General features: G+C 36.9%; 10 protein-coding genes. 5 read left to right on the top strand and 5 right to left on the bottom strand.

The window, feature by feature from the left end; all coding sequences use genetic code 11:
• Nucleotides 1–4 precede the first annotated feature (4 nt).
• Both BN3326_RS17470 and BN3326_RS17465 read right to left on the bottom strand, forming a co-directional pair.
• On the bottom strand, nt 5–805 hold the full coding sequence (locus tag BN3326_RS17470) for a zinc ribbon domain-containing protein (protein WP_070000545.1): 801 nt from the start codon (nt 803–805) through the stop codon (nt 5–7).
• Nucleotides 806–827: 22 nt separating this feature from the next.
• Entirely contained in the window at nt 828–1,364 is a 537-nt protein-coding gene (locus BN3326_RS17465; protein WP_070000544.1) for a hypothetical protein, read from the bottom strand.
• A gap of 158 nt (nt 1,365–1,522) precedes the next feature.
• Here BN3326_RS17465 and BN3326_RS17460 point away from each other — a divergent pair, with 158 nt between their 5' ends.
• Entirely contained in the window at nt 1,523–3,391 is a 1,869-nt protein-coding gene (locus BN3326_RS17460) for a hypothetical protein (protein ID WP_070000543.1), read from the top strand.
• A 92-nt stretch (nt 3,392–3,483) separates the two neighbouring features.
• Entirely contained in the window at nt 3,484–4,740 is a 1,257-nt protein-coding gene (locus BN3326_RS17455) for an aminotransferase class V-fold PLP-dependent enzyme (protein WP_070000542.1), read from the top strand.
• Nucleotides 4,741–4,965: 225 nt separating this feature from the next.
• Here the strand turns inward: BN3326_RS17455 and BN3326_RS17450 are convergent, their stop codons facing one another.
• Entirely contained in the window at nt 4,966–5,298 is a 333-nt protein-coding gene (locus BN3326_RS17450; protein ID WP_070000541.1) for a winged helix-turn-helix transcriptional regulator, read from the bottom strand.
• A gap of 163 nt (nt 5,299–5,461) precedes the next feature.
• Between BN3326_RS17450 and BN3326_RS17445 the strand changes: the two genes are divergently transcribed.
• Nucleotides 5,462–6,577, top strand: a complete 1,116-nt coding sequence (locus tag BN3326_RS17445) for a Gfo/Idh/MocA family protein (protein ID WP_070000540.1) — start codon at nt 5,462–5,464, stop codon at nt 6,575–6,577.
• A 142-nt stretch (nt 6,578–6,719) separates the two neighbouring features.
• Here the strand turns inward: BN3326_RS17445 and BN3326_RS21775 are convergent, their stop codons facing one another.
• Together BN3326_RS21775 and BN3326_RS17440 are read right to left on the bottom strand one after the other, a co-directional pair.
• Nucleotides 6,720–6,941: a YbfB/YjiJ family MFS transporter gene (locus tag BN3326_RS21775; protein WP_255363205.1), complete on the bottom strand. Its 222-nt coding sequence runs from the start codon at nt 6,939–6,941 to the stop codon at nt 6,720–6,722.
• 31 nt (nt 6,942–6,972) lie between these two features.
• Nucleotides 6,973–9,396, bottom strand: coding sequence for a glycoside hydrolase family 3 protein (locus BN3326_RS17440; protein ID WP_070000539.1), 2,424 nt, complete (start codon nt 9,394–9,396; stop codon nt 6,973–6,975).
• Between the two features lie 185 nt (nt 9,397–9,581).
• Between BN3326_RS17440 and BN3326_RS17435 the strand changes: the two genes are divergently transcribed.
• Together BN3326_RS17435 and rsmH are read left to right on the top strand one after the other, a co-directional pair.
• The gene (locus tag BN3326_RS17435; protein ID WP_070000538.1) at nt 9,582–10,418 is read left to right on the top strand and encodes a helix-turn-helix transcriptional regulator; all 837 of its coding nucleotides are present in this window, start codon (nt 9,582–9,584) and stop codon (nt 10,416–10,418) included.
• 174 nt (nt 10,419–10,592) lie between these two features.
• Nucleotides 10,593–11,642, top strand: a complete 1,050-nt coding sequence (rsmH, locus tag BN3326_RS17430) for a 16S rRNA (cytosine(1402)-N(4))-methyltransferase RsmH (protein WP_070000537.1) — start codon at nt 10,593–10,595, stop codon at nt 11,640–11,642.
• Nucleotides 11,643–11,646: the final 4 nt, after the last annotated feature.

Genomic DNA, 11,646 nt, shown 5'->3' with positions numbered 1-11,646 from the left:
AACTTTAATTGTCTTTAAGCATTTCTAACGTTACAGTTACATCACCTTCTGGGTCACCTATTATAAGCTTGCCTTCTCCTTGTAATTTTCCATTTTTCATTGCAAGCCTAACTGAAATCGTGTCATCTGTCGGAAACTTAACATAAAGTATGTTTTTTTCAAGTCTCGCCGTAATTGTAACGTCTTCTATGCCCTCTATGCCTTCGGTATCAAGTTCCTCATCAAACAATTCATCTGGGGGGAAATTAATGATAAAGTTTGTGTCATCAATGGGTGTTACGATCCATATCCATTCTTCCTTATGGCTATATTCGCCATCATCATATAGTCTTACTTGCCACTGCCCTTCGATGTCATGCACAGTTAATTCGCTGCTCAGTCCATCTATCCCCTTTTCGGTTTCTTCTATAAAACCTTCCTCTTCATAAATGTCTTGTTCTAAAACTTTTTCTGGTTGGGCTTCCTCTCTGTATGTTTCTTTTGTATATGTCATATCACTTTTTTCGTTTTTTCCTTCTAATGCTAAAATGATAATTGCACTTAAAATGATAATTGCAATGACAATTATTCCTATCATTTCAAATAGTTTTCGATTAGGCGCTTTAGCCTTAGGCAGCCGTGTCATTTCGTACGGTGACTCAATGTGTTGGTTATTACTGTATTGAATATCATTCTCTTGAGTATTGTTATCTTGAATGTTTTTATCTTGATTACTATGAGGTTCCAGTAAATGAATCGACTCCCCGCACCGAGAGCAAATCAATGCATGACCTGGTAAGCTCGCCCCACAATTTGGGCAATACATAAACATCCCACCCTTCTATAAATTAGCTGATTTTTGTATTGTTCTTTACGAAAGTCTTGATTTTATCATAATCATCATTTTCACAAAAGATTGTTATATGATCTAAATAGCCTGATTTTACAACGATAATCCTTTTATGATCAAAATATTTTATTTTGATAACCTTTTTCCATGCTATAAACTCATCTTGTCTTGCATTTGCTAAAACGCCTGCGCCGGCATAGGTAGGCTTCCCCGAAAAAATCCCACTAAAGAACAACAAGGTGTTAATAATGTTGTTTTTCTTGCGCTGCTTTTCTTGGTAAGCGCAACGCACTCCTTTTTTATTCATGATATATTTAACATCATAAGTTCCGCCATAAACGACTTGAATAAAAATAAACGTTAGCAAAAGTGTTAAAGCTACTAATAGTGCACCATAATAGCCTTTGATATAAATGAGATACATAAGCAATGTTCCAAAAGGAATACCTATAGCAAACATCAATTGCCTGAGAATAAGGCTATTTTTAAAAATAGGAATACGTATTTCCCATACCATTTCTTTTAAATCATTCATTTTATCCCTACTTCCCTTCAGCTCTTCATGCCACTTTTTATTATTATATAGCCAAATTTTATGAATAGCATGAATTGTGACACATTTGTCATTGCTAAAAGTGTCACGGCTTAGTATAATAAAAATTATTTTAGTACTACTATGATTGGAGATGATTTATGAATTTTAAGGACAAAATTAATCTCATATCTGATGTATACGATTTGACAAACACACAGCTTGCTAGGATAGCGGATATTGATCCCTCTATTATTAGCCGCTTCCGCAGTGGCAGCAGAGTTCCAACCAAAGCAAGCAAGCAGCTTGTGAAAATTTGTAATGCAATCGTGATCCACTCAAAAGAAATAGAACGCGAAAAACAACTCTATGAAATTTGTTCGTATCCTGAGAATACTACAACCTATAGTCTTTCAGAATGGCTTTTTAGATGGTTACTAAGTGACTTTGATTCAGATGTTATAAGTTCTAAAGTCCAAAAAGAAACTCAAAAGATAACCTACAAGTTCTTTGCGGATAAATTAAATGCCTTGATGAATCTTCTTGATATTTCTAATATTCGCCTGGCAAATGCTGTTAATGTCGATTCTTCCTTAATAAGCAGATATAGAAACAGATCCAGAATTCCTTCTGGGGAAGCTGCTGTAAGAGCTATTTGTCATTATCTATATAAAAGAGCTGTTCATAGCAATGCCCTAGATGAACTATGCAATTTAATAGACTTGTCAAATACAATTGATAAAAAGGATAGTCATGCCGTCATTGATTCTTTATACGCATGGCTTAAAGATGCTGATAAAGAAGAAAGTCTTCAAATACTAGACTCCTTTTTAGAAAATATAGACTCCTTCACACTTGAAAATATCTCTCATTTGCCGCCACTTCAAGCAGTTGTGCCACTTGATATATTAAACGAAGCTACAACATGCTATTTTGGCACCGATGGTCTACGGCGTGCTGTTATTAGATTTCTAGGTTCACAAGCAATGGAAAAGGAGCCCGGTACTTTGACCCTTTATTCAGATCAAAACCTAGAGTGGTTAACGTCTGACCCTAGTTTTGCAAGACAGTGGCAAGCATTAATGATTTATACACTAAAAAGCAAAAAGCGGTTAAAAATTATTCACAATGTCAATAGAAATTTAAATGAACTACTTGAATCTATTAGCAAGTGGCTGCCTTTGTATATGTCAGGCTTGATTGAGTCTTATTATTTTGACAAAGCCTCCAATAGTCACTTTGCACACACTATGTTTATTGCATCCAAAAAAGCTGCAATCGTTGCAAGCTTTGTACGAGGAACAGAAGACAGCGGAGAGTATCACTATATTACAAACGAAAAAGTGGATTATTACGAAAAACAGTTTTCTGCGCTTGCTGCACAATCAAAGCCTTTCGTAAGAATGTTTATGCCGGGTGATTCGAAGGGCTTGTTATTTTTGCAAAAAGAAATGCTGAGCGTCCAAGGAGAAACCAGAAAGCTATTATCATCACTTTCGATCGGCACAATGTCCAAAGCACTATTTAATAAAATTATTAGAAGATCAGGTCTTGATGAAAAAACAATTGAAAAAATGGTTGAATATCATAGTACTCAGCAACTTATTCTGCAAAAAGCATTACAGTCAGGCATTGTCAGTGAGTACGTTTACTTGCCTCATGACACATTTATTTCAGATACTAAAATCCCTCTTAATGTTGGAGATATGTTCTTAAATACGCCAATATACTATACTGCCGAAGAGTATTCTGAACATCTAAATGATATTGTCGTACTTTTAAATGGAAATGAAGGTTTTCATCTTATCCCATTAAAAGAAAATATTTTTCCTAACTTGCAAATCATCGTTAAAAAAAATATCGGCGTTATTGTGATGAAAAATGGCATATCGCCTGTTATTTCAAATTTTGGGCACCCTGTAATATGCAATGCCTATTTAGAATATGTGCGTAGAATTGGTGAAAAAAGCGGAATGGCTTTTAATGATAATGATTCATTGATCAAGTTCTTAGAAAAATATATAAAATAATATACATCAACCTATGAGATGGTTCACCCTGACACTGTTGTTACATCATGTGCATATACTGTAAAAGAATGCTATAGTATGAGGAAAATAACATGAAAGATATAAAAGATGCAGCTAATGGGTTGCAGAACCTAACTGTAGATATCACGTCACTAATACCCACGAACAATGGCAACATGTTCAACATCTATTTTGATAACGGTGCCACAACGCCTCCAATGGAATCTGTTATCAAAGCCATTGAAGAATACACCCCCTGGTATAAATATGTGGGGAATAATTCTCTAAAGGCAGACTTTCTAGCTGAACTCTACAAGAAGGGGCGTACAACCATTAAGCAATATGTCGGTGCAGATATGGAACAGGACATAGCTATCTATACGAAAAACTCGACAGAAGCTATCAATATACTAAGTCATGTGATAGACATACGCTACCAAGGCCAAAACCCCGTCGTCATCACCACTTATATGGAGCACCTTTCCAATTATTTCCCATGGAAGTATCGCTTTGAAACTGTACTCGCTGACGTATTGCCTGATGGACGGCTCTCCATGACAGATCTAGAACGGAAGCTACGGAAGTACCGTGGTAGAGTAAAACTTGTGGCAATAACAGGTGCCAGCAATGTTACTGGTTATGTCAATCCAATTCATGACATCGCCCGTATGGCTCACCGGTATGGTGCAGAAATATTCGTAGACGGCGCCCAGCTCGTGCAGCATAGAAATATCCGTATGAGATCCTTAGATCCCAAAGAACGTATCGATTATCTCTCTTTTAGCGCACACAAAATCTACGCGCCAGCGTATTCTGGCGTACTTATCGGACCACAAAATGTATTTGACAATGCACTTCCTCTCTATTTTGGCGCTGGCATGGAATCTCTTGCAACCGACCAACATGTTGTACTTAAGCTGGGTCCCGAGCGCTATGAGAGTGGTTCTAACAACTTACTAGGTGCGATTGCACTTAGCTGCTCACTGCTGACAATTGAAAACACGGGGATGAATGCTATCCGTAAGCATGAGAGTGACCTATTAGCATATGGCATCAACTTACTGTCCCTCAACGCCAATGTGATCCTTTACGGCGATACAAGGTGTCTGGAAGATCGTATTCCCATTATTTCCTTCAACGTTCGTGACAAAACATACCAAGAAACCGCAGAATATCTCTATGACAATTACGGTATAATAACCAAAAACGGACTGTGCGGGGCAGACCTGTATGTACAGAAGCTAACGGAAGGGACGCCGTATGACGGCTTAGTGAGAGTCAGTATGGCGTTTTTCAATCAGCGATTCGAATTAGATCGACTAGCAAATGCACTGAAAAGATATCATTAAATATAAAGTAACTGATTCTTCACAATTACCACTTAAAAATCCCCACGTCTTGTCTCAGTCTAAAAAAATATATCCCCTGCTAAATAGCAGGGGATATATAGCATTAACAATTTATTGCAATATACGCTATTTACTATTCTTATATTAGAAATAAAAAAAGACAGATGTTATCCGTCTTTTAACGTAAAAAAGATATATATAATCCATGTTTGGTTTTTCATTAGTCTAATCTAAGTATTGATCTATATACATTTGCCCCCAGTCACACATACTATTAAGAATAGGCTTTATAGAATATCCAAGCTTACTGAGTTCATATGTAACCTTTGGAGGTACTTCGTTGTATGATTTTCTTATAATCATATCGTCCTGTATGAGCTCTTTTAGTTGATGCGTCAAAACTTTCTGAGTAATTTTAGGCATTAATCTTATAAGTTCACTTGTTCTTTTGGGACCGTAAGAAAGGTGACATAAAATCAGCGTTTTCCACTTCCCACCTAATATATCAAGCGTTGCCTCAACTGGTATAGTAAAATCTTCTTTGTTTAATCTCGCCATCGGTACACCTCTAAAAGATTCTAAATTATTTAACATCGCTCACTATTGATTATTCAAAAAAGTTACCTTTTTGTTATTATAGCACAAAATTGTGCGTAATTGCTATTTTCTAAAGACTCCTTATAATAATTTCATAAGCATCAAATTGAGGAGGTTATTAACAATGAGATTAGAAAAATTAGGAGTTGGTATTATAGGTGCAAGTGCAAACGGAAGCTGGGCAAGTATGTCTCATATTCCTGCATTACAATCATTAGAATGTTTTGAAGTTACAGCAGTTGGAACAAGTAGTATTGAAAGCGCAAAAAAATCTTCTGAGATGTACCATATTGCCAATTATTTTGCAGACCCTTATGAGCTTGCAATGCACCCTGATGTAGATATCGTTATAATTGCTGTAAAAGTACCTTATCATTATGAATTAATACAAAAGGTTTTAAAGGCAGGTAAGCACGTTTACAGCGAATTTCCACTTACAAGTACCACCGAGCAAGCTGTTTCATTATTAAACTTAGCAAAACAAAAAGGTATTAGACACACTTTAGGGCTTCAGGCTCGTTCGAATCCAACAATGAACTATTTGAAATTTTTACTGACAGAAAGCTATATTGGGGAAATTCGCTCCGTCAACGTTAGTTATTCTATGACAGGATTTCCAATTCAAAATGGTGTGGTACCCCAATCACACACGTACTTGCTAAACGAAGATAGTGGTGCTGACCAATTGACAATTACAGCTGGACATTTATTAGACGGACTGAACTATTTAATGGGTGATTTCACTCATTTATCCGCATTTTTAGATACGCAAATCAAACAGTTAAGGGTTAAGGAAACTGATGAGATTATAACAGCTACATCTCCCGATAGTGTTATAATTTATGGAGAACTTACTAATAAAGCACTTGTTACCCTACACGTCCGTAACAGCTTTTTACCACACTTTGCAATAGAAATCAATGGCACAAAAGGAGATATTACCTTAACGCCCAAAGACGGGTTGATGTATGAGATGGATACCCTTATTCTTAAAAGCAGCCAAGACAAGAATTCACCTCTGAAACGTATGGAGATTCCAAAAGAATACTTTTTCCCCAATATAAATGTATCAAATATTCCAGCATACAATGTGGCTTATCATTACACAAACTTTTATAATGATATTACCTTAAATACACATAAAACGCCTGATTTTGAAACAGGTGTTCGTTTACACAAATTATTTGATAAAATAAGAGAATCCTCTAAGTTTAATAAATTACACGCTATAGAAGTTTAGCAATATTTTTAGAACTTAAATAACCCACGTATTTCTAACAACTTGTCAGAAACACGTGGGTTATAAACACAGTGGTGAGATTACATACTATTCTGCTTATCTAAGTGATCCCTAATAACTATATCATTCATGAATATTTTATCTAGATTGAAATACTCTTCAGATCTTTAGTACTATTTACAAAGGTTAAAACGCTCGCTAAAACTAATAATACTGCTGATACAATATAGGATATTTGATAAGTGCTTGTACTATCAAATATCTTTCCAGCCAACAGTGGCCCTAGTACGCCCGCTACTCCCCACGAAATAAATAACATACCATAATTTACACCTAAGTTCTTAGTCCCATAATGATGTGCTATAGCTGCTGGGAATAAAGAATGCTCTTTAAAATTAATCCACTTTTAGGATCAGTTCAAGAATTCTTTTGGCACAAAGGTTCATGTCTTCTCTGGAAATAAGGCCTAATGCTTTGGCTTCAAGGAGGCGCTCTGGATAGCCACAGCCCATTTTGACATCATTTCCAGCTTTGGTTTCTTTATAATGCTCTCCGCAGGTCCACCAATCTGTAGTTACCATACCTTTAAAGTCCCATTCACCTCTTAATATATCTTCTAATAATTCTCTGCTTTCTGACGCACGATGACCATTAATCATATTATAAGAAGTCATAATGCTCCACGGAGCTGCTTCTTTGACTACAAGCTCAAAGGCCTTTAAGTAAATCTCTCTGGCCGCCCTTTCTGATACTCTAGAATCACTGTTCTTCCTGTTCGTTTCTTTATTGTTGAGGGCAAAATGCTTGACCGTCGCTCCAATATGCTGAGATTGAATACCTTTTACCATTGCTGCAGCCATCTTACCCGTTAGGAATGGATCTTCAGAATAGTATTCAAAGTTACGCCCGCACAATGGACTTCTATGAATATTAATGGCAGGCGTTAGCCAAATAGCTATGTTATTTTCCTTAACTTCTTTAGCACCTGCTTCTCCAACCGCATAGACAATATCTTGATCCCAAGTACAAGCAAGTAAAGTGGAACAAGGCCAAGCCGTTGTACTCACACCGCACTCTGGCGCAATCCGAAGTCCAGCTGGTCCATCAGCAGTCATGATATTTGGAATACCATACTCCGGCATATTGCCATATCCAAAAGTATTTGCAACGCCAGTATTGGGTTGACCACCTAATAAATGAGCCACTTCTTCATCAGACATTTGTGCTAAAAACGCATCTACTGTCATCTTACCCTCAGCTACCTCATAAAACGTTCGAATCCCCTTCTTAAATGGCTCTTTCCAAAGCTGATAACTCTGTCTTAGTCGTACTGCCGGCGTATAGCCTTCTGTCATTTCTACTGACATTTTGGGAAGGCCAGAAGCATCAGGATCATTTGCTTCTTTTAATGGAAGTTGTTCAAAGCGGCCGTCAGCGAGCATCCTTTCTTTGAGTGAAGTGGGTGCTATTTTTTCACTAAGCTGCAAAGCAACCTTGTCTTGTGGCAGCGAATAAATAAAGTCGATCTTTTCTACATCACGTACTGAATTCCCAACAAAAAATGTATAATCTCCGGCTTCTAGTACATAAGCAGATTTTTGAACTTTACCTAAATCATCGTAAGAAGCCATCGTTTCAACTGAAAATTCAAGACTAAGGAGCTGACTTTCTCCCGCTTTTAATAAACGCGTCTTTTTAAAAGCCACTAAACTTTTTGCCGGTTTTCCAAGAAGCCCTTGTGGCGCTCCTACATAGATTTGAAGGATTTCTTTGCCTTCTATACCTCCTATATTAGTCACATGAATGCGAACCTCGATGATACCCTTTTGTTCTTTTGCAGAAACCACTGACCAATGAAATTTTGTATAAGACAACCCAAAACCAAATGGATAATTGACCTTGTCAGCTGCCCCTGGAATCGTCTCAAAATAACGATATCCCACATAAATATCATCAGTATAATCTACATAAGCTTCAGCTTCATGAAAATTATAAGTTGATGGATAGTCTTCCAATCTATTTGCAAAGGTATCAGACAATTTACCGGAAGGACTCCCTATACCACAAAGAAGCTCTGCGGCAGCCAATCCCCCTTCCATGCCTCCCTGCCATGCCATCAGTACAGAATGTATTGTATCGTCTTTAACAAACCAACTGGTATCTACCATCCCCCCGACATTCATCACGACAATAACCTTGGCGAAATGCTCTTTGACCTTATTTACCATATCAGACTCTGCATGAGTCAGATAAAAGTCGCCGTTTTCAAAGAGCTCTCCTGACTTCTTTGTCAGCGCCTCCTCATGCTCCCAGAGATTTTTATTTTTTGTGTCTACAACGCTTTTCCTATCCCATCCTTCTCCAGAAAAACGACAAATGGTAATAATTGCCGTATCCGTATATATACTAGCCCTCTTTAACAAATCTTCAGGAACTTTAGGCTCAACAGTCATTCCTGGTACTGCTCCGCTTATATATTGTTTCTTAACATCTTCGCGGTAAAAATCAGATAACTCTTCAAAAATACTAACCTGTTTCTTCAAGGTCTTCATACCATCGTAGAGGTTAGTAATATACTCTACTGTTACATCACCGCTGCCTCCGCCACCCTTAACATAGTCAAAACTACCTTTTCCAAATAAAGCAACTTTTGAACCTTTACCGAGTGGAAGGACATTCTGATTATTTTTCAGAAGAACCATCCCTTCTTTAGCTGCGTTTTTTGACAGCTCTCTATGCCTTTTAGATGCTGTTATCCTCTCCCCCTTCTCACCTAAAGGGATATTGGGTTGAAAGAGTATCCTTTGCCATTTATTCATCGTAAATCCTCCTAAGTTATAAATTCGTTTGCATTCTATATTTATCTTATTACTTGCTTAAATGCATAACAAGCATCTTTCTGACTTTTCACTATGTCGATATTGACTTTTTTCTAATGTATGATACTTTTAATATAAACCAACTTTGTTTCTTCCAAGCTTAATATGAAAGGTTGTTAAAATCTATGCCAAACCATGAAATCATTACCTCTAATATTAGACTTCCTGTTTATTTTAATATTTATAAATCTTATAATCAGCTGATTCCTAGTCACTGGCATAACCACTTGGAAATTCTCTATATTTTACAAGGTACTATGTATATCGTTCGTAATGATGAAAAATACACACTCAATACCAATGAGTTATTTGTGGTCAACTCCGGTGATATACATTTGACCCGAAGTCCTAGTAACGTTGAAGTTCTATTGCTTCAAGTTCCTTATGAACTCCTTAACCATTCTATTCCTGAGTACAAGACGATACGATTTAGAGAGTATTTCCCTCAAAGCCAGCTGAGCGAGGATTCCGAGTTTCAAAAGATGATTCAGTACCTCCTTGCAATGAAAATACTTTATGAACAAGGTGAAGATGGTTATGGACTTCTTTTTACCAGTAACCTTAATCTCTTTCTCCATACCCTCTACCGTCATTATGCCACTCGACAAGATCTCATTGAAAAAAATAAAGCCGCGAAGCATCTGTCGCGGCTAAAGGAAGTCATTGACTACGTTGAACAAAATTATATGGAGTCTCTTAGTCTAAAAAAAGCGGCATCTTTAGTGGCCTTGAATCCTGAATATTTCTGTCGTTCTTTTAAGAAATACACCGGCTTCACTTTTATGGAATATGTTAACTTAGTCAGGCTTACCCATATTCACAGCGACATTCTTGATACTGATGACAGCATCACAAGCATTCAAGAGCGACATGGTTTTACTAATTATAAGGTGTTTAATCGCATGTTTAAAGAATCTTTTGGGTGTACCCCCTCTAAACTTCGATCTACTAGATTACAATAATAAAGTATCGTCTTTGATTCTTCTAAGAGACTTTCTGCTTTTGAGTTTGCTTTTATAAACTGTATTTGATATCATATGATTTGTAACGAGATTACAAAAAGATATTAAAAAAGATGGAGGAACGAATGAACTCAATATTTTATAAAACATCAATTTCAAAATTCGAATTAATCTATGGATAATCAAGAGCCAAAACGTCAAAGACGTATCCGATATAAAGGGACTCATCCCAAAACTTTTAAAGAAAAATATAAGGAACTGCAACCTGAAAAATATGCTGATGATGTGGCAAAAATTATTCAAAAGGGCAGTACTCCTGCTGGTATGCATCGTTCAATTTGTGTTAACGAAATATTAGAATTCTTGCAAATTAAGCCTGGACAAACTGGATTAGATGCAACACTCGGTTATGGCGGTCATACTTTAGAGATGCTCAAATGTTTAGATTCTAAGGGGCACTTATATGCGACCGATGTAGATTCTATTGAATTACCACGTACTCAAGAACGTTTGGAGCGCTTAGGTTATGGCCCCGAAATTTTAACAATCAAGCAAATGAACTTTTCCAATATAGATCAAATTGCTCTAGAATCAGGACCATTGGATTTTGTATTGGCAGATTTAGGTGTCTCCTCAATGCAAATAGACAATCCAGAAAGAGGCTTTTCATTTAAAAGTGAAGGACCACTAGACTTACGGCTTAATCCTAACAGAGGTGAAGCTGTAGCCACTCGTTTAAAAACTATTTCTCAAGATGAATTACAAGGTATGTTGTTAGAAAACTCCGATGAGCCTCATTCAGCAGTAATCGCTCGCGCCATTGTTTCTCAAATAAGAAAAGGAATAGAGCTATCAACAACAACTCAGCTCCAACAAGTTATCAAAGATGCTCTGCAATTCATTCCAGAAAACAAGCGGGACCATGAGATAAAAAAATCTTGTCAACGCTGCTTTCAAGCGTTACGCATCGATGTGAATAATGAATTTGAAGTATTATATGAATTTCTGGAAAAACTCCCTGCTTCCCTTGCTAAAGGTGGACGCGTTGCTATACTTTCCTTTCATTCTGGAGAAGATCGTCTCGTCAAAAAATCTTTTCAGCATTTTTTCCGAGAAGGTATCTACCGTGAAATAGCTCCCGATTCTATTAGGCCATCGTCTGAAGAATGTAATACCAATAGTCGTGCCCGTTCTGCTAAATTGCGTTGGGCCATAAAAGCATAAACTT

The organism is Cellulosilyticum sp. I15G10I2 (assembly GCF_900095725.1).
Taxonomy (GTDB): domain Bacteria; phylum Bacillota; class Clostridia; order Lachnospirales; family Cellulosilyticaceae; genus FMMP01.
The sequence above is the reverse complement of the archived record's forward strand: the minus strand, read 5'-3'. Positions and strand labels throughout refer to the sequence as shown.

Excerpts from the sequence above, each read along its gene's own strand:
- BN3326_RS17470 (WP_070000545.1), bottom strand. The coding sequence starts at position 805 with ATGTATTGCCCAAATTGTGGGGCGAGCTTACCAGGTCATGCATTGATT.
- BN3326_RS17465 (WP_070000544.1), bottom strand. The coding sequence starts at position 1,364 with ATGAATGATTTAAAAGAAATGGTATGGGAAATACGTATTCCTATTTTT.
- BN3326_RS17460 (WP_070000543.1), top strand. The coding sequence starts at position 1,523 with ATGAATTTTAAGGACAAAATTAATCTCATATCTGATGTATACGATTTG.
- BN3326_RS17455 (WP_070000542.1), top strand. The coding sequence starts at position 3,484 with ATGAAAGATATAAAAGATGCAGCTAATGGGTTGCAGAACCTAACTGTA.
- BN3326_RS17450 (WP_070000541.1), bottom strand. The coding sequence starts at position 5,298 with ATGGCGAGATTAAACAAAGAAGATTTTACTATACCAGTTGAGGCAACG.
- BN3326_RS17445 (WP_070000540.1), top strand. The coding sequence starts at position 5,462 with ATGAGATTAGAAAAATTAGGAGTTGGTATTATAGGTGCAAGTGCAAAC.
- BN3326_RS17440 (WP_070000539.1), bottom strand. The coding sequence starts at position 9,396 with ATGAATAAATGGCAAAGGATACTCTTTCAACCCAATATCCCTTTAGGT.
- BN3326_RS17435 (WP_070000538.1), top strand. The coding sequence starts at position 9,582 with ATGCCAAACCATGAAATCATTACCTCTAATATTAGACTTCCTGTTTAT.
- rsmH (WP_070000537.1), top strand. The coding sequence starts at position 10,593 with ATGGATAATCAAGAGCCAAAACGTCAAAGACGTATCCGATATAAAGGG.